At 53.4% G+C, this 23,777-nt stretch carries 24 protein-coding genes; 10 read left to right on the top strand and 14 right to left on the bottom strand.

What is annotated here, in order from left to right; genetic code table 11:
- Positions 1-149: 149 nt before the first annotated feature.
- The 3 genes from HZU72_RS05685 to HZU72_RS05695 all read left to right on the top strand — a co-directional run bounded on the left by HZU72_RS05685 (position 150) and on the right by HZU72_RS05695 (position 2,332).
- Positions 150-464 (top strand): hypothetical protein, encoded by a 315-nt coding sequence (locus HZU72_RS05685; protein WP_180090933.1) that lies wholly within the window; start codon positions 150-152, stop codon positions 462-464.
- Positions 465-1,116: 652 nt separating this feature from the next.
- Positions 1,117-1,419, top strand: a complete 303-nt coding sequence (locus tag HZU72_RS05690; RefSeq protein WP_180090934.1) for a hypothetical protein — start codon at positions 1,117-1,119, stop codon at positions 1,417-1,419.
- A 583-nt stretch (positions 1,420-2,002) separates the two neighbouring features.
- The gene (locus HZU72_RS05695) at positions 2,003-2,332 is read left to right on the top strand and encodes a hypothetical protein (protein ID WP_180090935.1); all 330 of its coding nucleotides are present in this window, start codon (positions 2,003-2,005) and stop codon (positions 2,330-2,332) included.
- A 95-nt stretch (positions 2,333-2,427) separates the two neighbouring features.
- Here the strand turns inward: HZU72_RS05695 and HZU72_RS05700 are convergent, their stop codons facing one another.
- The 7 genes from HZU72_RS05700 to HZU72_RS05730 all read right to left on the bottom strand — a co-directional run bounded on the left by HZU72_RS05700 (position 2,428) and on the right by HZU72_RS05730 (position 8,967).
- Complete coding sequence (locus tag HZU72_RS05700) at positions 2,428-2,922, bottom strand: copper chaperone PCu(A)C (protein WP_235975998.1); 495 nt, start codon at positions 2,920-2,922, stop codon at positions 2,428-2,430.
- 86 nt (positions 2,923-3,008) lie between these two features.
- Positions 3,009-3,764, bottom strand: coding sequence for a sulfate transporter CysZ (cysZ, locus tag HZU72_RS05705; protein WP_180090936.1), 756 nt, complete (start codon positions 3,762-3,764; stop codon positions 3,009-3,011).
- 78 nt (positions 3,765-3,842) lie between these two features.
- Positions 3,843-4,568 carry a phosphate signaling complex protein PhoU gene (phoU, locus tag HZU72_RS05710; RefSeq protein WP_180090937.1) on the bottom strand — a complete coding sequence of 242 codons (726 nt, stop codon included), beginning with the start codon at positions 4,566-4,568 and terminating at the stop codon, positions 3,843-3,845.
- A 31-nt stretch (positions 4,569-4,599) separates the two neighbouring features.
- A complete protein-coding gene (gene pstB, locus HZU72_RS05715; protein ID WP_180090938.1) occupies positions 4,600-5,415 on the bottom strand; it encodes a phosphate ABC transporter ATP-binding protein PstB in 816 nt (271 codons plus the stop codon).
- Complete coding sequence (gene pstA, locus HZU72_RS05720; protein ID WP_180090939.1) at positions 5,409-6,830, bottom strand: phosphate ABC transporter permease PstA; 1,422 nt, start codon at positions 6,828-6,830, stop codon at positions 5,409-5,411. The genes pstB and pstA overlap by 7 nt, the downstream gene beginning before the upstream one ends.
- Positions 6,827-7,945, bottom strand: a complete 1,119-nt coding sequence (locus HZU72_RS05725) for an ABC transporter permease subunit (protein WP_180090940.1) — start codon at positions 7,943-7,945, stop codon at positions 6,827-6,829. The genes pstA and HZU72_RS05725 overlap by 4 nt, the downstream gene beginning before the upstream one ends.
- 134 nt (positions 7,946-8,079) lie before the next feature.
- The gene (locus HZU72_RS05730) at positions 8,080-8,967 is read right to left on the bottom strand and encodes a PstS family phosphate ABC transporter substrate-binding protein (RefSeq protein WP_180090941.1); all 888 of its coding nucleotides are present in this window, start codon (positions 8,965-8,967) and stop codon (positions 8,080-8,082) included.
- Positions 8,968-9,175: 208 nt separating this feature from the next.
- Here HZU72_RS05730 and HZU72_RS05735 point away from each other — a divergent pair, with 208 nt between their 5' ends.
- Positions 9,176-9,592: an acyl-CoA thioesterase gene (locus HZU72_RS05735; protein ID WP_022521117.1), complete on the top strand. Its 417-nt coding sequence runs from the start codon at positions 9,176-9,178 to the stop codon at positions 9,590-9,592.
- Between the two features lie 88 nt (positions 9,593-9,680).
- Here HZU72_RS05735 and HZU72_RS05740 read toward each other — a convergent pair whose 3' ends face one another.
- The 4 genes from HZU72_RS05740 to hexR all read right to left on the bottom strand — a co-directional run bounded on the left by HZU72_RS05740 (position 9,681) and on the right by hexR (position 14,544).
- Entirely contained in the window at positions 9,681-10,775 is a 1,095-nt protein-coding gene (locus tag HZU72_RS05740) for a TRAP transporter substrate-binding protein (protein ID WP_180090942.1), read from the bottom strand.
- Between the two features lie 103 nt (positions 10,776-10,878).
- A complete protein-coding gene (locus HZU72_RS05745; RefSeq protein WP_180090943.1) occupies positions 10,879-11,358 on the bottom strand; it encodes a phosphate-starvation-inducible PsiE family protein in 480 nt (159 codons plus the stop codon).
- Positions 11,359-11,413: 55 nt separating this feature from the next.
- On the bottom strand, positions 11,414-13,612 hold the full coding sequence (uvrD, locus tag HZU72_RS05750) for a DNA helicase II (RefSeq protein ID WP_180090944.1): 2,199 nt from the start codon (positions 13,610-13,612) through the stop codon (positions 11,414-11,416).
- A 77-nt stretch (positions 13,613-13,689) separates the two neighbouring features.
- Complete coding sequence (gene hexR / locus HZU72_RS05755; protein ID WP_088698325.1) at positions 13,690-14,544, bottom strand: transcriptional regulator HexR; 855 nt, start codon at positions 14,542-14,544, stop codon at positions 13,690-13,692.
- 325 nt (positions 14,545-14,869) lie between these two features.
- On the opposite strand from hexR, the gene HZU72_RS05760 reads away from it, so the two are divergent.
- Entirely contained in the window at positions 14,870-15,085 is a 216-nt protein-coding gene (locus HZU72_RS05760) for a PA3496 family putative envelope integrity protein (protein ID WP_022521120.1), read from the top strand.
- Positions 15,086-15,178: 93 nt separating this feature from the next.
- Here the strand turns inward: HZU72_RS05760 and HZU72_RS05765 are convergent, their stop codons facing one another.
- On the bottom strand, positions 15,179-16,522 hold the full coding sequence (locus HZU72_RS05765; RefSeq protein ID WP_180090945.1) for a sodium-dependent transporter: 1,344 nt from the start codon (positions 16,520-16,522) through the stop codon (positions 15,179-15,181).
- Between the two features lie 155 nt (positions 16,523-16,677).
- A complete protein-coding gene (locus HZU72_RS05770; protein ID WP_180090946.1) occupies positions 16,678-17,532 on the bottom strand; it encodes a DUF72 domain-containing protein in 855 nt (284 codons plus the stop codon).
- 210 nt (positions 17,533-17,742) lie between these two features.
- Here HZU72_RS05770 and hglS point away from each other — a divergent pair, with 210 nt between their 5' ends.
- Together hglS and aroQ are read left to right on the top strand one after the other, a co-directional pair.
- A complete protein-coding gene (gene hglS / locus HZU72_RS05775) occupies positions 17,743-19,104 on the top strand; it encodes a 2-oxoadipate dioxygenase/decarboxylase HglS (protein WP_180090947.1) in 1,362 nt (453 codons plus the stop codon).
- A gap of 58 nt (positions 19,105-19,162) precedes the next feature.
- Positions 19,163-19,606 (top strand): type II 3-dehydroquinate dehydratase, encoded by a 444-nt coding sequence (gene aroQ, locus HZU72_RS05780; RefSeq protein WP_180090948.1) that lies wholly within the window; start codon positions 19,163-19,165, stop codon positions 19,604-19,606.
- On the opposite strand, the gene HZU72_RS05785 is transcribed toward aroQ, so the two are convergent.
- Positions 19,599-20,378, bottom strand: a complete 780-nt coding sequence (locus tag HZU72_RS05785; protein WP_180090949.1) for an IclR family transcriptional regulator domain-containing protein — start codon at positions 20,376-20,378, stop codon at positions 19,599-19,601. The two genes, aroQ and HZU72_RS05785, sit on opposite strands and share 8 nt — an antisense overlap.
- Positions 20,379-20,633: 255 nt before the next feature.
- On the opposite strand from HZU72_RS05785, the gene HZU72_RS05790 reads away from it, so the two are divergent.
- The 3 genes from HZU72_RS05790 (at position 20,634) to HZU72_RS05800 (ending at position 23,775) form a co-directional block, all read left to right on the top strand.
- Complete coding sequence (locus HZU72_RS05790) at positions 20,634-21,620, top strand: Bug family tripartite tricarboxylate transporter substrate binding protein (protein ID WP_180090950.1); 987 nt, start codon at positions 20,634-20,636, stop codon at positions 21,618-21,620.
- Positions 21,621-21,741: 121 nt separating this feature from the next.
- Positions 21,742-22,242, top strand: coding sequence for a tripartite tricarboxylate transporter TctB family protein (locus HZU72_RS05795; RefSeq protein WP_180090951.1), 501 nt, complete (start codon positions 21,742-21,744; stop codon positions 22,240-22,242).
- Positions 22,243-22,269: 27 nt separating this feature from the next.
- Positions 22,270-23,775: a tripartite tricarboxylate transporter permease gene (locus HZU72_RS05800; RefSeq protein WP_180090952.1), complete on the top strand. Its 1,506-nt coding sequence runs from the start codon at positions 22,270-22,272 to the stop codon at positions 23,773-23,775.
- The last annotated feature ends 2 nt before the right edge of the window (positions 23,776-23,777 follow it).

Genomic DNA, 23,777 nt, shown 5'->3' on the forward strand with positions numbered 1-23,777 from the left:
TGATTTTTATGTTTTTAATTTTATATTTCAGTTTTTGGCATGCCTTCTGCAAAGTATTGATTAAGGAAGATGACCGCAGGAATTGCTGGCTTCTCAGTAGGCCCTTCTTTCTTTATTAAGCGGTATTAAACAGCGATCGGAGGTAGGATATGACGTCCAAGGATTTTCTCAAGAAAGCTGGCATTTTAGGTGTATCTTTTGGTCTGATAGCAAGCCCATTAGCTTTTGCACAAACCGATGAAAATTCGGCGATTGATGAAAACCAAGGTATTACTGCTGATGAGCAGCCGATGGATTCCCAAGGTACCGGCAGCTCAACCGGCAATGACACAACAGATATGGCTGATGATTTAACCCATGACGAAGGTGATGGCGCCAGCGACATGGATCCGCAATCAAGCAGTCACTCAGACGATGCTGAGTATGACGAGGATGAGCTTGAAGAAGAAAATAGTGGTAGCTAATTATCAATGACCCTTTAGATATCATTAAAGCATTTTCAGAGGATGAATAAGCGATTAACAGGATGTTACAAAAGCAAGGATGCTTTTCAGATTCACGGATGAATCAATAGGCAATCAGAACACTAGTCAGGGTTAATTCCAAGGTTGGAGCCCCGCACAAGGAGTGGAAGCTAGCGTTAGATATTACCTATAGCCAATTCTGATATCGGGCCCCGCAATGCGGGGCCTAATTTTTGCTGCCTACTTTTACCCCTCGCTTTATCTCCCGCTACTTTCTTCCTTATCTTTTCCGCCGATCTTTCCTTTGCGCCTCTCTATCCAGTGCTATTGCTTGTTTTTTATGAATCGATGCCGTAGCGCTCTGTTGGTATCGAGCCTTTGATTTTGATGAGTGTGTCATTAAGGCACAGACAATTTTGCGCATGTGTCATTAGTGCTCATGTAATTAGCGTGCTTTTGTTTTTAGCAGTGTATTGTTGCGCGCAATATATTTATATTAAGATATTGATTTATATCAATATTTTATTTTAATAAGAGAGTTGGCATTACATATGCTATCTAGAGGCAGTGAAGCTAGCCGCAGTGAGACCTGGCCAGAGAGCCCTTCTCACTTCACTTCAGCGGTATCAAACGGTCACCAGGAGTAAATAGTATGTTTAACGAATTTGTTAAAAAAGCAGCCGTTGTAGGTCTCTCTTTTGGTTTGCTGGCAAGCCCGCTTGCCTTTGCCCATATGTCCATCGAAGCAAATCGAGATCTGACCGTTGACGATGAGCCTATTCAAGCTCAATCACATCATACCTCGGGTCAGGCTGAATTTAGCCCCTCTGATTTGATGTATGACGAAGGCGACCGCCCTCTAGTCATCAAGGCAGAGTCGCATCGCACTAGCGCTCAAGCGGAGTACACAGCAAAAGATTTGACCCAAGACGTAGGTGATGGAAACGTTTGGTAACAAATATTTGCAATATTGAGAAAATATATTACGATAAAGGTGTGAGCTAAACACGCAGGAGCGTGTCACATCGATAGGGATGCACATCGATTCAAGGAATGAATCAAAAGACAATCAGAGCGTTGGTCAGGGTTAAATTCCAAGGTTGGAGTCCCGCAAACGGAAAGGAAGCCAGCGCTAGTCATTGTCAATATCTTGTGTCCTTAGACCCTGCTGATGCGGGGTCTAATTTTTTGTGGTACTCAAGCTCTGTTTGCTAACCTTCTCTAGCCATTTCTGCCGCGCTACTCGTTGCAATTTGTGGATCTCTTATCTGTCATACCTGTTCGTTTCATGCTTAGCCGATGAGGAAGGCGAGCGTTTAAATGTGAATAAAACGCCTCATGTGCAATTGATACACAATCATCTTTTCCAAGAAATGATAGCGCTAGTTTTTGTTGTATGCAATATATTTTAAGTAATTAATTGATTTTGATAAAGAAATTATTAATATTTATATTTTGGCATTTTAAGTGCTTAAATAATGTGTAATGGCCGTTGTGATTATCATTGAGCAGAACCCAGTCATAATGTGGAGAACGTCATGTTAGTGAAAGAGATGAGCAGAAAAGCCGCTTTAGTAGGCTTTGCTATTGGTCTGATTGCGAGCCCCCTGGTAATGGCACAATCTTCCATCGAGTTGAATCAAGATCGTTCCGCTGATCCCGGTATCATCGGCAAGCCTGAGACACATGCAGCCTCCAAACCTGATCATGTTGCTGCGGGCGAATTGAACCGTGATGAAGGGGATAGTTTGGACTTCTCTCCATCCAGCAGTCGCGCTTCTAGTAATGAAAAAGGCGCTGCAACTCGTCGCGAGGGTTACAGCCCCGGCGAGCTCAACCGAGATGAAGGCAATAGCACAGACTGGTAAATAATAGAATAAGTGTAACTGCTAATGTAATCGTTGCTCGCTAAAAACCCCGCTTCAGCGGGGTTTTTGCTATGTATTAAAAAAAGCAACCGACATCAGTGGTGATGCCCATCAGCAGCTTCGCTACCATCTTGGGCGCTCTGTATCCAGACCTCGATGTCTACGTCACCTTGTTCAGCGAAGGTGAGCGTGAGGGGAAACCGCTCACCCTCCTTCAGCGGCTCGGTTAAGCCAATCAGCATTAAGTGAAAGCCGCCACCAGGGCGCATGGTATAAGTCTCCCCTGCCTCGACACGAACCTCATCCACATGCCGCATCTGCATCATATCGCCGTCCATTTGCATATCGTGCAGCTCAACGTTGCTGCTTGCAGGGCTGCTTGCGCCAACCAGGGTGACGGGACCTGAAACGGCGGTGATATCAAGGTAGGCGGCGCCGTTTACCGCACCCGGCGGGGTTGGCGTAGCGAAGGGGTGCGCAACGCGCAGAGTCTCTGTTTTTACGTCGTGGGCTAGCGTCATAGATGTCATCGAAATAGACATAGCGCCAATCAATAGTATGCCACCCAGCCAAGCCATCGGTTTTATCATGCGGTGATTCCTTTGTTGTCGATTGAGTCCAGGATAGCCTAATAAAACATAAAGGTAGCAAGGTGGCGTAGCTGAGTAATAAGCACCTACTGCGGTGTAATGCCACGTGCATCGTCACGTTTGTCACTACGTACGTCTCTATAATGGTCATCCCACAGCAGTACGGCACCCGCTACGGCGCCGGGAATCAAAAACAGGTTGGCCAGCGGAATCCAGGTAATTAAGGTCACTAACCCCCCAAAGGTGAGGCTTTGCCACCAGCGCTTTGAGAGCCGTTGGCGCATATCGGCAAACGTTACCTTGTTGTTATCCATTGGGTAGTCTAGATAAGTGATTGCCATCACCCAGGCAGAAAACAGCGCCCAGAGTAGCGGAGCAACGATATTCACGCCTGGAATCCAGCTAAGTAGAAATAGGCCTGCGGCACGGGGCAGAATGTAGGCGAGCTTAACAAACTCGCGTCCCACAGCATCGATGGCTGTTTTGGTCAGATTTCGGTCATCAATGGGCTCACGGCCAGTGGCTTGAACTTCAACTTTGGCGGCCAAAAAGCCGTAAAAAGGGGCTGCAATCAAGCTGGTCACCAGCGTGAAGGTAAAAAACACTACTACCAACAGGCTAATCACAAAAAGCGGCCAGATAAGCCAGGATAGCCAATCCAGCCAGACGGGTACCATGTCCATCCAGTGGGCGAGCCAGCCATCAAAACGGTTGAGTACAAAGCTGAACATGCTCACGTAGACAATCAGGTTGACCAGAATAGGCAGAAAAACATAGCGGCGCATCCCCGGCTGATACACACAGCGTGTACCTCGGCTAAGCGCAGTGACAGCATCCAGCATTTGGGTGAGCTCCTCGTGATTCCAACGTCCAGGCCGCGTGGCAGCCTGGACGTATTGCAGGAGGAAAGCCCCATCAGGTCAAGACTTTTTTAGCACCTGTGGATCCAGTTCGTCGGTGTCGCTATGGCGAATATCCAGGCCTTTGACGAGATAGACTACGTACTCAGCAAGGTTGTCGGCGTGGTCGCCTACCCTCTCCAGTGCGCGCAGTACCCACATGATGCTGAGTACTGACGTTATAGAGCGTGAGTCTTCCATCATAAAGGTCATTAACGAGCGCATAGCGCTGCTGTACTCGTCATCTACCAGCTCGTCTTCGCGTACGACCTGCATAGCCAGGTCGGTATCAAAGCGGGCAAAGGCGGTAAGCGCATCGCGCAGCATTTTACGTACGTGCTCGCTGATATGACGCACCTCTACTAGGCCACGAATGGTGCTAGAACTTTCGCTCAGGAGCAGGGCGTTGCGGGCGATTTTACTGGCTTCATCGCCAATGCGCTCTAAGTCTGAGGTGGCGCGGATGACGGCCAGCACCAGACGCAAATCGGAAGCAGCAGGCTGGCGGCGCGCCAGTACGCGGGTGCATTCATCGTCGATTTGCAGCTGCAGATCGTTGACTTGGCGGTCATTGTCACGCACCTGCTCGGCTAACCGGGTATCGCCTTCCAGTAGGGCAAAGACGGCATCCTGCACTTGCTTTTCCACCAGACCGCCCATGGCCATCAGGTGGGTTTTCAGCTCTTCCAACTCCTGGTTGAACTGGCGAGAGATATGCTGGCTGTGAGAGTCGCTAGTAATATCCATGGAGCACTCCTGACGGTTCAGTTGCTAAGGCCTAGGTAATACGGCCGGTGATGTAGTTTTCAGTGCGTTGCAAACGGGGGTTGGTGAAGACCTGATCGGTAGGGCCGTATTCAACCAGCTCCCCTTGATGCAAAAAGGCGGTGTAATCCGATACGCGCGCCGCTTGTTGCATATTGTGGGTGACCAGGATCAGCGTCAGCTCCGACTTGAGGTTACGGATCAATTCCTCAATTTTGAGGGTTGAAATCGGGTCTAGCGCTGATGCTGGCTCATCAAGCAGCAGCACGTCGGGCTGTATTGCTAAGGTGCGGGCGATCACCAGACGCTGCTGTTGGCCACCGGAAAGCTGCCAAGCGGAACGGTGTAGGCGGTCTTTCACCTCATCCCACAGAGCGGCGGAAGTTAGTGCCCACTCAATAATGTCGTCTCTTTTGCGCTTGGGCATGCGCTGTTGCAGTCGTAGCCCAAAGGCCACGTTTTCATAGATCGACATGGGGAAGGGGTTGGGCGTTTGAAACACCATCCCGACACGTCGCCGCAGCTCAGTCACATTCATTTGCGGGTCATGAATATCCTGCCCCTCCAGCGTGATTTGGCCGCTGTGGGTGACTGACTCATTAAGATCGTGCAAGCGGTTAATTGCCCGTAACAGCGTCGACTTACCGCAACCTGACGGGCCGATAAAGGCCGTTACACGATGCCGGGGAACGCTGAGGGTTAGCTCGCACAACGCCTCTTTCCCCGCATAGGCGAGGCTAAAGTGATCGATACTCAGGCAGCTGTGCTCGGACGAAAAGTGCGCCACTGGTGCCTGAGAGGTATTGGCTGAATGTAATGACGCTAGCATTCGTTTCCCCGTTGACGCCTAAGATAATGACGCAGAAATATGGCAGTTAGGTTAAGCACCAGCACAATTAACACTAAAAGTAGCGCCGTGGCGTAAACCAGCGGTATGGCAGCCTGCACATCTTCGCCGTGAAAGGCGGTATCAAATAAATGATAGCCAAGGTGCATGAACTTGCGCTCTAAATGTAGGTAGGGAAACTCACCATCGATGGGCATTTGAGGCGCCAGCTTAGCAACGCCAACCAGCATTAGCGGCGCCACTTCGCCGGCCGCGCGGGCAACCGCTAAAATGACGCCTGTCAGCATGGCGGGGGCTGCCATGGGCAGTACAATGCGGGTGAGCATCTCTAAGCGCGTAGCGCCGAGCGCCACGGCGCCTTCCCGCTGCGCCTCGGGAATCCGCGCTAGCCCCTCTTCTGTTGCCACAATCACTACTGGTAGGGTCAACAGTGCCAGGGTGAGTGATGCCCATAACAGGCCGCCGGTGCCAAAGGTGGGGGAGGGCAGCGTATCGCTGAAAAACCACTCATCCAGCGAGCCGCCGATGCCGTAAACAAACACTCCCAAACCAAATACGCCATACACAATCGACGGAACGCCCGCCAGATTGCGCACACCAATACGTACCAGCCGGGTCAGCCGCCCCTGGTGAGCGATTTCATTGAGATAAATAGCGGCCAGCACCCCAAATGGGGTCACCATCACCGACATTAAAATCACCATCAGCACCGTGCCAAATATCGCGGGCCAGACGCCACCGTCGGTATTGGCGGCCCGTGGGCCCTCACTCAGAAACCGCCAAACCGCATCCCCCCAGGCGAGCGTTTTCTGCCAGACGCTCATGGCATTGGGAGCCTGAGCGCTCGCCACGCTGGCCAGCGGTTGGCGCAGGGTTTGGCCGTCCACGGTGGTAAGCAGCAGTTGGCTATCCTGGCGTTGGCTGGCGGGAAGTACCAATAAAGCGTTTAATCGCTGCCAGGCAGCGTCCCCCTCCCAGCGTTGATCATGCTGCTCAATGGCCACCAAGCGGCCAATAAAGTCACCCCAGGGGCTGCGATCAAGCCGAATCAAATCGTCTGGCTGGGCGCTCTCGGCAATGTCATCAATCGCCACCCAGCGCCAGCGAACGCCCTCTATATCCTGGTTGCCGGTAAAGTAGAGGCGTTCATCCCCTGCTCGCTGGGGCAGCGCGACTTCGCGCACAGCTTGACCAGCAAAGGTTTCACCCGAGTCAAGGGTGACCTCTTCCAGCGTAGCGGGCCAGAAGTGCCCTAGCCCGCGTACCAGCAGTAGCGTGAGTAGGGCGCCCAGCATCAGCAGGGAGAGCGCTACGCTGGCTGCGCAAAGCCAGGGCCATACATCATTTACCCGGCTAAAACGCCGGCGGCGAGAGACGGTGTGGGACGCAGAGGTCATAATGTGCCCCCCATCTGACGGAAGCGGCGGCGTAAGCGCTGGCGGACGACCTCGGCAAGGGTATTGACCAGAAACGTGAAGATAAACAGCACCAGGGCGGCCAAGATCAGCAGATGGTAGGTCTGGCCACCGGGTGACGCTTCAGGCAGCTCAATGGCGATAGCCGCGGCCATGGAGCGCATGCCTTCGAAGGGGCTGGCGCTAAACAGAGCCGTATTACCGCTGGCCATAAGCACTATCATGGTTTCGCCCACCGCTCGGCCCGCACCGATCATTATCGCCGAGAAAATACCTGGGCCCGCTGCCACTAGCGCCACTTTCCATAGCGCCTGCCAGCGGCTGGCTCCCATCGCCTGGGCACCCTCAATTAAGCTAGCAGGCACATCGGCGAGCGCGTCTTCTGCCAGTGAATAGATACTGGGGATAACGGCAAAGCCCATGGCAAGGCCGACAATCAGCGCGTTACGTGTGGCGTAATCCATACCGTAGCGCTGGTCGAGTAACTGGCGTAGATCACCGTCGAACCACTGCTGCTCCATCCAGGGCGCGAGCCATAGTGCTAGCGCCACCATTACAGCGAGCCAGGGAACAAGCCAGAGACCTGCCCAGGAGAGCGGTAAGTGTCGGCGTAGGCGTGTTTTGGCCCGCTGCCAGAGTAAGCCGGCAAGCGCTGCGCTAAGCGGCAGCCAAATGATCAGCACCAAAGCGCTGGCGAGGTGGCGTTCTACCCAAGGTGCCAAAATAAGCCCGGCAATAAAGCCCACCACCACACCGGGGATCGCCTCCATCATTTCGAGCGCGGGCTTGATCCGCGAGCGCAGGCGCGCTGACATAAACAGCGCAGAGTAGATGGCGGCCCCCATGGCCACGGGAATGGCGAACAGCAGTGCGGCTAATGCGGCTTTGAGCGTGCCCCACGCCAGAGGGGAGAGCTTAGCCAGCGCTAAGGTATCGCCAATCGCCAGCAGCGGCAGGGTTTCCCACACTAAAAAGACACCAATAGCCAGGATTGCCAACAGCACGCCTATGCCGCCAGCGGTGATTAAACCGGTGGCCATGCGGTCTTGCAATAGCCTAATCGGCTGTCGAGAAGAGGTTAACCGAGGTAGGGTCATGTGGATATCATGGCAAAACCGAGGTGATCATAGCGCTGACCAATAGGTAGTGAAAAACCAGGATGTGTTGAAAAACAGTGCATAGACAGGATCCCTACCCTAAGACAATTATGTGTCAGTTAGATGACAGTGGTTTACCACCTCTGTTGTGCGCCAAGGACACTGGAGGTTAATGGTACAAAGCCGGATGCGCGTGCAATCTGCTGGCCCTCATCGGACATAATCAACTTGAGCAGTGCCTGCTCGGCGGGGGGTAAGGTCTCCCCCGGCGGTAGGTTCACATAGAGGTAAAGATAGCGCGACAGTGGGTAGTCACCGCCCTGTATCGCCGCTTCATTGGGCGGTATCGCAATGCCATCATCGTTATACAGACTCAATGCATGCACGGCTGGGGTGAGGTGGTTAAGCCCCGCATAGCCCATCGCATTGGCAGATTCGCCGACGGCCGCGACCACTGCCGATGAGCCGGGGTGCTCGCTAATGTCGTTGCGAAAAAAACCGCCACATAACGCCCGCTGTTGAAATAGCCCATGGGTGCCCGAGGCAAGGTTACGCCCATGCAGCGCAATGCTGCCAAATGACCAGTCACGGGTTGCCGATAGCTGCTCCCAGCGCCTGATCGGCGTTTCGCCACCGCAGGCCAGAGAGGTTGAGAAGATCGCATCAACCTGCTGGCGGGTCAGAGCGCGCAAGGGGTTATGGCGGTGTACGACCACAATCAGTGCGTCACGGGCAACTTTTAATTCCAGCGGTGGGTAGCCATAGCGCTCAATAAAGTTATCACGCTCTTCGCTGGTCATCGGACGAGACATCGGGCCAAGCCGGGTGGTACCAGCCATCAGCGCCGTGGGCGCACTGGCCGAACCACTTGCTTGAAACTGCAGCTTTACGTCAGGATAGCGGGTGGTGAGGGTTTCTCCCCAGCGTAGCATTAACCCCGCCATAGTATCGGAGCCCACTGCGCCCAAGGTGCCGCTAATCACTGCTGGCTGCTGCCCCCAGGTCAGGGGCGTTATCAGCATCAGTATAAACGCCACCCCGCTCAGTACGGTGCGACGAACGGCGGAAGCTAACCCCCTATTAATGCAAAGAGTCGTCAAACGAGTATTCAAACGAGCGTCCTCTTATGGTTAACTAAATCCATTCCTTTGTGTTGCGATGCAGCAACATGCATAAACAACGTGCCACTCTGCAACGTTTACAACAATAAACTGACTAAGCGACTAACTCATGACTCTTTTGGAAACCGATTTGGACGACGTACCTGCTCCCCAAGGCCAACTAACGTTAAAATTACTGGCTTCCCGCCAAGATACCAATTTTTATGGTGATATACCCGGTGGATGGCTGGTCAATCAAATGGATCAAGCGGCTGAGCTGGCGGCCGGGCGTGAAGCGGGAGGTCGTACGGCGACCGTCGCGATTGAAGCCATGGACTTTTTAAGCCCGGTGCGCGTTGGCTCAATGGTCAGCGTTTACACCCAGGTGCAAGAAATCGGTCATAGCTCGATCAAGATTGATGTGGAGGTCTGGGTGCGTCCTCCCCATGGGCAACGCATAGAGGAGCGCCAAAAAGTTACCGAGGCGCGCTTTGTGATGGTTGCGCTGGACGATAATGGGCGCATTCGAGCAGTGCATAGCGACTAGTTCACTTCAAAAGAGCTGACTTACAATAGCAAAAGGGCGCTTAGGGCGCCCTTTTGTCGTGCTTGTCGTTTACTTGTCTAGCGGCTCATTAACCTGCGACGTTATCGCGGCTCTTGAGATAGGCGTATTCGCCGACGTCGCTAAACGGACGCAGCAGTTTCTGGAAAGACGAATAAGACTCATACACGCGGCGAGACTCTTCATCGTTGTCTACCTGGCGCTGAATGGCTTCCTGTGACGAGGTGTAAAGTGCCGCCATGACGTCTTCTGGGAAGGTGCGCAGTTGAACGCCATGCTCATCGACCAGTGCTTCCAACGCCTGGGCATTACGGAAGGCGAATTCACTAATCATTGCCAGATTAGACGCGCGGGCGGCTTCGCGAATGACGTCCTGCAGATCTTCAGGGAGCGCATTCCAGGCATCCAGGTTGATCGTGCCTTCCAGCACAGCCGTTGGCTCGTTCCACACCGAGGTGTAGTAGTAGTCAGCCACTTGGTGCAGGCCAAAGGCCAGATCGTTATAAGGGCCTACCCAGTCAGCGGCATCCAATGCGCCTGTCTGCAGCGAAGTGAAAATCTCTGAGCCGGCGATGTTGACGGTGCTCACGCCGATGCCGTTCATCGCTTCGCCTGCTAGGCCCGGAAGGCGTAGTTTCAGCCCCTGCATATCGTCTAGCGAGTTGATCTCTTTTTTGAACCAGCCTGCCATTTGCGTGCCGGTGTTGCCCACGGCAAATGGCTTCAGGTTGTGATTGGCGTAGATCTCATCCCAAAGCTCCTGGCCGCCACCATGGTACAACCAGGCGTTCATTTCTGTGGTGTTCATGCCGAACGGTACGGCAGTAAAGAACTGCGAGGCAGCCACTTTGCCGCGCCAGTAGTAAGAGGCAGAGTGGCCCATTTCAGCGGTACCGGCAGCCACGGCATCAAATACTTCCAGGGCAGGTACCAGTTCACCCGCGCCATGTACACGAATCTGCATACGGCCGTTGGAAAGCTGCTCCACCCGGCGGGCAAAATCATTCGCACCGGTGCCCAGGGCCGGAAAGTTTTTTGGCCACGAAGTGACCATGTCCCAGGTATAGGTCTCTTGAGCACGCGCGCTAGAGGGGGTTACAAAAGGGGCAGCAGCGACACCGGCGGCACCTAGGCCAACGGTTTTGAGAAAGTTACGGCGTTGCATGTGAGCAAAACTCCAAAAGTAATCATACTGTTGTTATAGGGCGCTGAGGGCGCCGGGTCCGCTTGTTAGTATGCTTTATAGCGAATTTAGCCCGCAAGCCTGATTAATCATCTGCAACGTCTTTCATGCTGTTGCCGTGGCGCACCAGCCAATAGCAGCCGCCTAACGCCAAGACTGCAAGCGAAAGTGCGCCAATTTGCCAGGGGTCGATGACTTCCATATCCAGCACCATAAACTTGCGCACCAGCGCCATAATGGCAATCAGGACGACGATTTCAACGTGAATAAAGCCTTTCCCGCTGGTCATTGTGCGGATGATGGAGTTGTTGAACTCCATGGCAATCAAGACGGTAAGAATCATGTCGAACAAGGCTTGAAACACGCGGTAGTCAAAGGGGTCGCGGCTTTGAATAAACAACAGCTGCACTACATGAATGACTAGATAGTACATGGCGACCAGCACAGCGCCGCCAATGGCGAGGGTCAGTACCATCGAAACTAAGCGTTCAAAACGCTGGTAGCCGCTGAGCGCCTGCCAACCATTAGACACTTCTGGAAATAGCCGTTTTAAGCGTTGTTTCATAGTGACCTCTATACGGCGCCTGGGCGCTTGCAAAATGGGGGGAGCGAACTTATCGCTACAGTGGCGTTAGCTTAGCAAAGCCAAGTACCAGCCATTTGACCCCTTCGCCTTCAAAGCTGACCTGTACCCGGGCGCGGGCACCTTCGCCTTCCGCGTTAAGAATAATCCCTTCGCCGAACACCGGATGCTCAACCCCTTGGCCAACGTGCAGGCTGGGTATGTCGCCGTCGCTTTTGATGCTTTGCTGGGCAAAGGAAGTACGTGACGCGGTAACCGGGCGTGAAATATGCCCCCGCAGGCGGACTTCTTCGAGTAGGTGCGGCGGTAGCTCGCGCAAAAAGCGTGATGGCCGTGGGAACACCTCTTTACCATGCAAGCGTCGGGTTTCGGCATGGGTTAGATAGAGTTTCTGCATGGCGCGGGTAACGCCGACGTAACACAGCCGGCGCTCCTCTTCGAGCCTGCCCGGCTCTTCCAGAGACATCTTATGCGGAAATAGCCCCTCCTCGACACCGGCAATAAACACCACCGGGAACTCCAGGCCTTTAGCGGAGTGCAGCGTCATCAGCTGCACGCTATCCTCAAACTCTTCGGCTTCGTGGTCACCAGCGTTAAGAGCGGCTTCTGAGAGAAACGCTTCCAGCGCCGCCATGCCTTCGCCCGCTTCAGGCGCTTCAAAGACATCGCCTTGGGTAAAGGCGCGGGCAGCGTTAACCAGCTCTTCCAGGTTCTCGACCCGCGCCTGGCCTTTCTCTCCGCGCTCACTTTTGTGATGCTCTATCAGACCCGTGTGTATCGTGACGTGATCGATAATTTCGTGCAGCGCCATACCAGAGGCATCGTTATCGAGCTGCTCAATTAGGTTGGCGAAGGTTTGCACGGCATTGGCCGCGCGTCCTTTCAAGGTACCTTCGTTAATAGCATCGTGGAGCGCCTGCCAGAGAGGGATGCCTTGTTCCCGAGCGCGCAGACGGACAATCTCCACCGTACGCGTGCCGATGCCGCGGGTGGGTACGTTAATGACCCGCTCCAGGGAGGCATCGTCGTCGCGGTTGAGCATCAGGCGAAGGTAGGCCAGGGCATTCTTGATTTCCAGGCGCTCGTAGAAGCGGTGGCCGCCGTAAATACGGTAGGGCATGCCTTGGCGAATCAGCGTCTCTTCCAGCAGCCGCGACTGGGCGTTTGAGCGGTAGAGAATGGCAATATCGCGGCGGTTAAAGCCTTCGTCGACCTTTTCCTTGATGGTATCGACGATATAGCGCGCTTCTTCCAGGTCGTTAAACCCGGCGTAAATTGAGATCGGTTCGCCTTCGATGCCGTCAGTCCACAGGTTTTTACCCATTCGCTCGCTGTTGTGGCTGATTAGCGTATTGGCGGCTTCCAGGATGGCGCTGGTGGAGCGATAGTTCTGTTCAAGCCGCACGGTGTGGGTTTGCGGAAACTCTTGCTCAAAGCGGCTGATATTCTCCACCTTGGCCCCGCGCCAGCCGTAGATCGACTGGTCGTCATCACCCACCGCCGTCATCGGCGTCTTCATGCCGGTGAGCAGTTTTAGCCAAGCGTATTGCAGGGTATTGGTATCTTGAAACTCATCTACCAGTACGTGACCAAAGCGCTCCTGGTAGTGGTTTAACAGCGCCGGGTTGTCGCGTAGTAGCTCCAGGCTTCGCAGCAGCAGTTCACCAAAATCAACCAGGCCGCCGCGCTCGCAGGTGAGCTGGTAGCGCTCGTAGAGCTCAACCATCTGGCCCATGTACGCATCGCCATCAACATTGACCTGGTGCGGGCGCAGTCCCTCCTCTTTGCAGCCGGAGATAAAGTGCTGCACTTGGCGGGGTGGGTAGCGTTCGTCGTCGATGGAGTAATCTTTCAGCAGCCGTTTGACCAGACGTAGCTGATCGTCAGAATCGATAATCTGGAAGTGTTGTGGCAGCTTGGCGTCCTGCCAATGGGTGCGCAGCAGGCGGTGGGCGATGGAGTGAAAGGTGCCTACCCACACATGGCGCATCGAGATGCTCAGCAGCGCCTCAAGGCGGGTACGCATCTCTTTGGCGGCTTTATTGGTAAAGGTGACCGCCAGCAGCGCGTAGGGAGACAACCCTTCGGCCTGCATTAGCCAAGCGATGCGATGAACCAGCACGCGGGTTTTGCCAGAGCCTGCGCCCGCAAGCACCAACAGATTACCTTGGGGGGCGCTCACTGCTTCGCGCTGGGCGGAGTTGAGCTGATCGAGAATCGCCGTGACGTCGTCCATAGTAGCCGCTGCCGGATCAAAAAATAGGCGGCTAGTCTAGCACAGCCAGCGAACTGGCTGTGTATACAGGTTAACGATTAGGGGTCTTCAGGAAAACGCAGCGTATTAAGGCTCTTTTTAACCGCTTTGAGCTGTTCGGCGAGTTTCGGACCGCGGGTTTTGGCCACACCCACGGCAAGTACGTCAATCAGCACCAGATGGGCAATGCGTGAGCTAAGTGGGGTGTAGATTTCGGTGTCTTCATGGACATCGATATACAGCGGCAGGCTGACCTCTTCGGCGAGTGGCGAGCCGCTGGGGCAGAGGCCAATGACTGTCGCGCCCGCTTCGCGAGCCAGGCGTACGCTGGCGACTAGCGCTTTGGTACGGCCGGTTTGTGAAATTGCCACCACCACATCGCCATCGTTCAAGGTCACTGCCGACATATTCTGCATATGTGGGTCGGCGTAGGCAGAAGTGGAGATCTGCAGGCGAAAAAACTTGTGCTGGGCATCAAAGGCCACTGCGCCGGAAGCCCCAAAGCCATAGAACTCGACCCGGTTGGCCATCGCCAGGGCGTTTACCGCACGGCCCAGGGCATCGTTATCCAGCCGGTCACGAACCGAGAGCAGTGTACCCACGGTCGAGTCGAAGATGCTGTGGGAAAATTCAGCGACCGAGTCGCTGTCGTTCATGGAGAACTGCGCGAACTGACTGCCGCTGGCCAGCATTTGCGCCAGCTGTAGCTTGAAATCCTGAAAGCCATTGCAGCCCAGCGCGCGACAAAAGCGCACCACGGTAGGTTCGCTAACGGTGGCTTCGGTGGCCAGATCCACAATGCGCATGTGGATGACCTCCTCGGGGTTGCGCAGTACAAACCGCGCCACTTTTTGCTCGGAGCGTCGAAAGTGCTCCATGCGGCGTCTCATTTCATCGAACAGGGCGCGACTCACGTTCAGCTCCTTGGGTGCTCAACCAACAGGTAGTTAACAGTACGCCAATATACAATCGTTTTAAACGATCGTTTCTGCCTATCTGCTCACTATGATGCTTCGTATTGCTTCAATGCGATAATGACAGTATGCCTCAATGAGCCCATAGGGCCACGTACTATTAGGCAGCGATCCAACAGCGTTTAAGGCCGTTAGTCAGTTTTTTTAAGATTGGTCATCATTTTGTCAAGTAGGTTATAGTAATAATTGAAGTGCCGCACTGCATCATAACAGTCGTCACGGATGCAGGTGGACGAAGGCATATTCATCTGGAGGAACGTCGATTATGAGAAACGTCGAACGAATCACCTCGGTTAAAAGCGAATTGCTCGACATCTTTATGAGTATGGAAGTCGATGAGCATGCTCAGCGCCAGCGCAGCGCTGCCCAACGCAGCTTAAGAGCGCGGCGAGGTATTGAGCTTCATCGTGAGTTTCAAAAGTTATCGCGGGATATCGCCCCCTTGCCCGATGAAGATCGGCAAGAGAGCGAGTTGCACTAAGTTTTAGGATGCCAGGAGGTTAGGGGCGCAACTATTATCTGCGCAGAACCACGCTGCCCTGCCGGTTAGTTAGCAGGGCCTTGGTGGCTCAGCTTAGATTAGCCCTGTTACGAACACGGCAATAACGCCAGCGGGCGCTACATAGCGCGCGATGATGTTCCATACGCTCTTGCCGGTCGCTGAAAGACCAAGTTCGTCTTCCACACTGCTGCGCTCCAGGCACCAAGCGGTGAATAGGATCGCACCCAGCCCCGTCAGCGGCAGCATTATTTTGCTGGTCAGCGTATCCAGCAAGTCAAACACGCCCAGTCCAAACAGCAGCGGCTCGCTCCACACGTTGAATGACAGTAGCGCTGCAATACCCAGTAGCCAAGCACCCACACCGGCCACAACGGTAGCCATGACACGGCTTAGCGGCGTGCGCTCTTCAATGAATTCCACCACGGGCTCAAGCAGTGAAATGGCCGACGTTAATGCCGCAAACGTCAGCAGCAAAAAGAACATCAAACCTAAAAGTAAACCACCATCAATATTGCCAAAGGCCAGCGGTAGGGTGACGAAAATCAGCCCTGGGCCTGAAGCGACATCCAGATTATTAGCAAACACGATCGGGAAAATGGCTAAACCCGCGCCTAAAGCGATGATGGTATCCATGATGATGACCGTGCGGGCGGTTTGCAGCAGATCGATCTCTTTGCCCAGATAAGAACCGTAAGCCATCATGATGCCCATACCCAGTGAGAGGGTGAAGAAGGCGTGGCCCAAGGCGGCTAGCACGGTTTCTGCTGTGAGCTTGCTCCAGTCCGGGTTGAACATATACGTCAACGCCTCGCCAAAGTGGCCGGTTGTCATGCCGTAACCAATCAGCACGACCAACAGCAGTGCGAGGACTGGCATCAGAATGCGAACAGCGCCTTCAAGGCCTTTGGTAACGCCGCGGGCGACAATCCCAATGACCAGCAGCATAAACACGGAGTGGCCCAGCAGCAGCAACCCAGGGTTACTCAACATGCCATTAAATAGCGCGCCAATGCCATCGGCATCTTGACCGCTAAAAGCCCCGCTCACCGAGTTGACGGTGTAGTAGAGCGACCACCCGCCAATCACGCTGTAAAACGACAGAATCAAGAAGGCCCCGACAATGCCGCTAATGCCCACGATGGCCCAGGCTTTGGGCTTTTTCGCCGTGCGCGCCAGTTCTGACATGGTGCTGGCGGGGTTCTTCTGGCCGCGCCGCCCCAATAGCCACTCAGAGACAAGAATGGGCAAGCCGATTAGCGCGATACAGAGCAAATACACAAATACGAAAGCAGCGCCGCCGCTTTCACCCACCATATACGGAAATTTCCAGATATTCCCTAGACCCACCGCTGAACCAGCGGCGGCCAGCACAAAGGTCATTCGCGATGACCACTGCGCATGCGCAAGCTTCGCCATACATCACCCATTAAGTCGATTGTTGTGTAAGTCACTGCGTGTTGAGCACGCTAGTTTTCGGAAAATTGAGTCATTGCCAGCGTACTTTTCCGAAAGTAAGCGCAATTTATCTGATCGACCGCAAGCATGCCAGTTAGCTGACCTAAAAAGGTGGGTTAAAACAGTTGGCTTTGCTTTTCACCCGCGAAGGGTCCAAGAGCGGGTAATGGCGTCACTTCTCCTAGTGCGTTATAGAGTAAGCGGGCCATGTGGGGAGACTCGCGGTTGTCCGCAGTATGCACAAATAAGAAAGGGGTTTTCCCCTGACTTATCCACAGCTTTAGGCGGGCTTTCCAGGCGGTGAAGTAGTCGCTATTAATCGTTTTGTCAATATGACCAATGAAGCGAATGACAGGAAAATTTGCCGTGGAAAGCACGTGTAGCGGGAGTTTCGGCTTTTCTTGCTGGGCGTGAGCCAAGCCCAAATGGTCATTTGCCGGGGTTGAGAAGAGCGGGCGCACGTCGAGCATCACGCGGTTGGCCGAATAAGTTATCAACAGGCGGTTAAGGGCAATTTCGGCGGCCCCTTTGTGGAAAAACTCAGGGTGGCGAACCTCGACCGCGCAAGGCAAATGGGCAGGCCAGGCGGCAAGTAGCTCTTCAAGCTGTGGAAGCTCTTGGGGGCCGAAATCCCGTGGTAGTTGCACCATGGTGGGGCCAAGGCGGTCGTGCAGAGGTTCTAGCGCCGCTAAGAATGCCCAAGCCTCCTCTAACCGCGTTAGTCGTTGATCGTGGGTTACGCTGGCCGGTAATTTAAAACAAAAGCGAAAGTGGGGTGGTGCCTGGCGCGCCCAGGCAGCAATGGTGTCCGGCTTTGGGGTACCGCTATAAAAGGTAGTGTTGCCCTCAACGCTGGAAAACACCGCCGCGTAATCGCTGAGCAGCTCAGTTTTGGCATGGCGTGGATAAAGATTGCCCAGCCAATCTTGATTGGCCCACATAGGCAAGCCTAGATAAAGAGGAAGCGTCATGGGTGCCAGCCTACATCGACAAGATCATGCGCTAATGTAACAGGTTAAGAGTCTTGCCCGTTAAGCGCGAATGGCGGCTTTTATATGACCTTTGTATGGCTTATATGTATAGCAAGGCGCGGAAAAAGTGAAACTGTTAAGGCGCCGATAGCGCTACTATGTAGGTATAGCCCTTTATTGGCAGTAGCCGTTTACAAACAGGATAGCGCCATGTGTTCAGCTTACGTTAGCAGTGATGAAATCCGCGACCAGTTTTCCCAAGCGATGTCGGCAATGTATCAGCAGGAGGTGCCGCAATACGGCACCTTGCTGGCGCTGGTTGAGGCGGTCAACCAGGAGGTGCTAGCCGCTAACCCAGGGGTGAATAACGAATTGCAAAATAGCGATGAGCTGGCGCGTATCAACGTTGAACGCCACGGCGCTATTCGCGTGGGGAGTCCAGGCGAGCTTGCTATGCTGCGGCGAATGTTCGCGGTCATGGGGATGGAGCCAGTGGGGTATTACGACTTATCGACCGCAGGCGTGCCGGTACATTCCACCGCGTTTCGGCCGGTCGCGGATAGTGCGCTCAAGCGTAACCCCTTTCGTGTCTTTACCTCGCTACTGCGCCTTGAGCTAATTGAAAAGTCCGAGCTAAGAGAACAGGCGAGTGAAATTTTAAGTGCCCGCGATATCTTCACTGCCAAAGTGAAAACGCTTATCAAGCGTTTTGAGCAGCAGGGTGGCCTAAGCGCTGATGACGCCAAGCAGTTTGTTCAGGAAGCGTTGGAAACGTTCCGCTGGCACGACAACGCCACAGTCGACTTGGCTACCTACGAGCGTTTGCATGCCGAACACCGTTTAATTGCCGATGTGGTCTGTTTCCGTGGCCCGCATATTAACCACCTAACGCCGCGCACGTTAGACATTGATGAAGTGCAACGGCGCATGCCCAGCGTTGGCATCGACCCTAAAGCGACTATTGAAGGCCCGCCACGCCGGGACTGCCCAATCCTCCTACGTCAAACCAGTTTCAAAGCACTGGAGGAGACGATCGCTTTCGCGGACGCTGCTGAGGGTAAACACACCGCCCGCTTTGGTGAGATCGAGCAGCGTGGGATTGCATTAACGCGTAAAGGGCGCGAGCTATATGACCGCCTGCTAGCAGCGGCCAAAGAGAACTCGCCCACAGCAGCCAATAATGACGCCCATCAAGCGCATTTATCTGAGGTGTTTAAAGCGTTTCCTGATACGTATGAAACACTGCGCCGTGAAGGGTTAGCGTTTTTCCACTACCACGCGGTTCAAGGTGTACCTGTGCAAGTGCCGATCTCAGTCGAGCAGGTGGATAGCTTGATCAAGCAAGGCGCACTGAGAGTTACCCCCATGATTTATGAAGACTTCTTACCCGTGAGCGCGGCCGGTATTTTTCAATCCAACCTGGGTGGAAGCAGTCATGATCATTACGCCAGCAGCGCAAGCCAGCAGGCATTTGAGCAGGCCCTGGGGAGAGCCGTCATCGATGAAATCGAGCTGTATGCCCAGCGCCAGCAAGCATCGCTTGAACAGGCGCTGGTGCAGTTGGCGGTTTAAGTGATAGAACAGGTAGCTACGTCAATTTACCCACTAACGCTGAAGGTTGAAGAGAGTTATGAGTCAAGGAAAGGTATTGGTATTACATGGCCCCAACTTAAATTTGCTGGGTAGCCGTCAGCCAGAAATATATGGGTACGAGACGTTAGACGACGTGAATAACATCTTGCGGGAGAAAGCGGTGATGGCCGACTGGGATATCACATGCCTGCAGAGCAACCATGAAGGAGAACTGATTGACGCCATTCACGCCGCACGCCTGGATGGCACCCAAGCGATTATTATCAATCCCGCTGCCTACACGCATACCTCAGTGGCCATTCTTGATGCCCTCAATGCCTTTGATGGCAAAGTAATTGAGGTGCATTTATCCAATGTTCACAAGCGCGAAGCCTTTCGCCATCACTCCTACGTCTCGCTGCGCGCCAATGGAGTCATTGCTGGCCTCGGGGTTCAAGGCTATCGAGCTGCGCTAGAGGCAGTGATGTTAGAGGCTAATTGATATGCGCTCTTACTTGAGCGACTTTGTTTTGTAAAACAGGTAAGTAAACATTAATCAACGTATCAAGATCGACCCGAGCAGCGTTAGTGCTGATATTGATTGCGCCCATTAAATGCTGCTTGGCGTCATAGACAGGAACGGCAATGGAGCGCAAGCCGGAGTCAAGCTCTTGATCAGAAATCGCATAGCCCTGCTGCCGCGCTTTTATTATCTGGTTTCGTAGCTCACTAACATCTGTCACCGTTTTATCGGTGTAAGACTCTAGAGCAACCGACGCTAGGAAGTGATCAAGATCCGTATCGCTGAGCTGAGCTAGCAGCATGCGCCCCATAGAGGTATGAGCCGCTGGCAGCCGAGTGCCCACCGAAAGCGTAATCGCCATCAAGCGATGTTTTGCTGCCGAGCGGGCTACGTAGATGACATCATTGCCATCTAGCACGCCAAGCGATGAGGACTCCCCGGTTTCAGCGGTAATGTCTTCGAGATGTTGCTGAATAACATCTCGGTAATTATTAGCCGATAAAAAGGCATAGCCGAGCTGGAGCACGCGGGGCGCCAATTCAAAGTAACGTTGCTGTTTTCGCACGTACCCCAGTGCATGCAGAGTGAGCAAGAAACGCCTAGCCTTTGCTCTGTTCATTCCTGTCCGTGTCGCAACTTCGCTTAATGTCATACGCGGGTGTTCGTGATCGAATGCCTGTATTACCTCTAAGCCGCTAGCTAATGCTGTTACAAAATCACGGCTATCTTCACTCAACATCTCTTCCTGCATTGTTATCATCCCTTACCTAAACGTTTGATAGAAAAGATTAACGCAAAAATGTTCGCATTGCGAACTTGTGCACTTTAAAGCCTTTCCAATGGCATGCTGCGGCCCTTAAAACGTTTTTTGATCCCCCTGCTACTAAAGTTGTGTTTTTTAATAGGCTGGCAACAAAGTAACCTCACTGATCAAATTACGAATACATGTACGTATTGCGAACAATAATTAAGCATAATAATGGCTAAACAACGCATAGGACGAAAAATGAACAAACTCCTTGGTTCTGCATATCTGGCTGCTTGTGGAAGCGCTCTGGCGCTTGGCCTTACCGTTACTTCTGTTAGCGCTGATGAGTGGCCGACTAATGATGTGCGCTTGGTAGTGCCTTACGCTCCTGGCGGCACTACCGATGTACTGTCGCGTCGCGTTGCCGATCTTCTTCAGCAAGAACTCGATACTAATGTCATTGTAGAAAATCGCCCCGGCGCAGGTTCTACGGTCGGAACCGGACGTCTCGCTCGCGGTGGGCGTGATGCCGATCACACCATTTTGATGGCCTCGCCAGGGCACACCATTGGCGCTGCCATCTATCCAGATCTTAGCTACGACCCCATCGAAGATTTCGTTTTCCTGCAAAACATGGTCGACATACCTAACGTGATGGTGGTCCCCGCAGACAGCCCTTATGAAAGCGTTATTGAGTTCGTAGAAGCGGCTAAAGAAGAAAGCATGACCTTCAGTCACAGCGGCGTGGGCAGCTCCATCCACATGTCTGGTGAACTGTTCAAGACCTTGACTGACACAAACCTTACGGCGGTGCCTTTTGCTGGCAGTGGCGCGGCGCTTCCGGCGTTGCTGGGCGGCGATGTTGATGTGTCGTTCGAGAACATGCCGACGGTGCTTTCGCACATACGTTCTGGCGATTTGCGGGCGCTGGCCGTCACCTCTGCCGAGCGCTCCGAGTATCTGCCCGATGTCCCGACCCTGTCAGAAATCGGTGAATACAACCTTGACCAGTTCATCACAACTGCCTGGTTCGGACTGATTGCACACAACTCTTTCCCAGAAGAAGCTCAAAGCGTCATGCAAGATGCACTGGCCAATGTGATGGAACGTGAAGAGTTTGTGGACTTCGCTGATCAACTGGGCGCTGAGCCTGGTCAAGTGTCGGGTGAAGAGTTCAAGCAGTTCATTGTTGAAGACTTGGAGCGTTGGGAAAACGTAGCCCAGCAGGCGGGTATTAGCCAGTAAGCAAGGCAGCCTTTGATCCAGCGGAGAGGCGAGGGCAAGCGTCCTCGCCTCTCTTGTTTCGATGTCTCTTGGTTCTATATCTCTTAGCTCTATATCTCTTGGTTCTTTGGAGAAGGCAGTGATGACTACCTCGGATTTTAAGCGCAGGGTTAAAGACCCAGGTGACGTAGTGGCGGGAATTATTCTGCTTTGCTTTTCCATTGGGCTGATCTTTTATCTAGTGCCTAACTACATCAATGAACCGCCCATTCTGCAAAACCCCATGATGTCGCCTCGTTGGCTGCCGGGGATCGTTGGCTGGCTGATACTGTTGTTTTCTATTCTGCTCATCCTGCAAGGCTTCCTGTTGGACAGAAGCAGTGAGGAGGATGAACGAAATATTGAGAAGGGTTCGACACGGCGTTTTGTCTTGATGCTGGTCGCCCTGGTGATATATGTCGCTTTGTTTGAATCAATGGGCGCGGTGTTTACCGGCATTCTCGCGACGCTGGTGCTTTTTGTGGCGCACCCTGTTCGCACGTGGTGGGTCTATAGCATGGCATTTGTGTTCCCTATCGCTGTGACATTCATATTTGTAAAAGTCATGAATGTGCCGCTTCCGATATCGCCAATCGGTTTCTGATTGGCTACTTATTCTTCTGGGTGATCTATGGAAAATTTTTCGGAAGTCATAGAGATATTCTTTAGTTTAGATAACTTCCTGGCCATCGCTATGGGGGTCGTCATCGGTGTGGTCGTGGGGTCGATTCCCGGCTTGACTGCCACGATGGCGGTGGCGCTGGCGCTGCCCTTTACCTTCTCTATGCAGCCTGTCGCCGCTATCTTGCTGCTGGTGGGTATCTATAAAGGCGGAATGTACGGCGGTTCAATTACAGCCATTTTAATAAGAACCCCCGGCTCACCAGCCTCCGCCTGCACCTTGCTGGACGGCTACCCCATGGCGCAACAGGGGCATGCGAAGAAGGCACTCAAGGCTGCTCTTTATTCGTCGGTCATCGCCGATTTCATCTCTAATATTGCTCTGATCTTTTTTGCTGCCTATTTGGCAAAAATTGCCCTGAACTTTGGTGCGCCAGAGTTTTTCTGGCTGATCTGTTTTTCGCTTACCATCATCATCTCTTTGGCCAGCGGCTCTATGATCAAGGGCTTGATGGCTGCGCTATTGGGTATTCTGCTTTCCCTGGTAGGACTGGATGAAGTCTTCGGCTCTCAACGGTTTACCTTTGGCAACTACAACTTGATGGACAGCATCTCCTTTATCCCGCTGTTGATTGGTCTGTTCGCCATCCCCGAGATTATCGAGTTCTACCGCAAAAAAGCGCTTCCTCATATTAAGGCGAAGGCCAGCGGTGCAGGGCTTAGCTTTTCCGAACTGAAGCGCTGCCTGACCACCATTGTGCGGGGCAGTTTGATTGGCGTGATTATTGGGGCAATCCCAGGTACCGGCGCTACTGCGGCTGCCTTTATTTCCTATAGTGATGCGCGCAGGCGATCCCCCAATAAGGCTAACTTTGGCAAAGGCGAGGTAGAGGGTGTTGCCGCCGCCGAGGCTGGTAATAACGGTGTCGCCGGGGCGACGATGATTCCCTTGTTATCGCTGGGTATTCCAGGGGATGTCATCACGGCCATTATTCTTGGTGCCTTTATGGTTCATGGGCTTACGCCTGGTCCCATTATGTTCCAAGAGAACCTATCCCTGATCTATGCCCTGTTTATGGGGATTATGTTTAGCTCGGTGGTATTGCTGCTGGTGGGCAATGTGGCCATCAAGTACTTCTCTTTGATTGCCGACATTCCTAAATCAGTTCTCTTTCCTATCGTATTGATGTTCTGCGTTTATGGCGCTTACGCCGTTAATAACGACACCTTTGACGTGTGGTTGATGCTGGCCTTTGGCGTCATGGGCTATATCTTTAATCGTGCCGCGATACCGGCAGCGCCCTTTTTGATCGGGTTTATCCTTGGGCCGATGTTTGAAGATAACTTGCGCCGTTCATTACTGATCGGGCATAACGATCTTTCGATCTTTGTGCGTGGCCCGATTACCTGGGTTTTCATTGCTTTAACGGTGGGCTCGATTTCCCTGGCACTCTACCGCTTTATTTCAGCGCGTCGCGAAGCGCGCAATGCTGCCGCCAAATCAAAAAAAGTTTGATG

The organism is Vreelandella sedimenti (genome assembly GCF_013416325.1).
GTDB classification, from domain to species: domain Bacteria; phylum Pseudomonadota; class Gammaproteobacteria; order Pseudomonadales; family Halomonadaceae; genus Vreelandella; species Vreelandella sedimenti.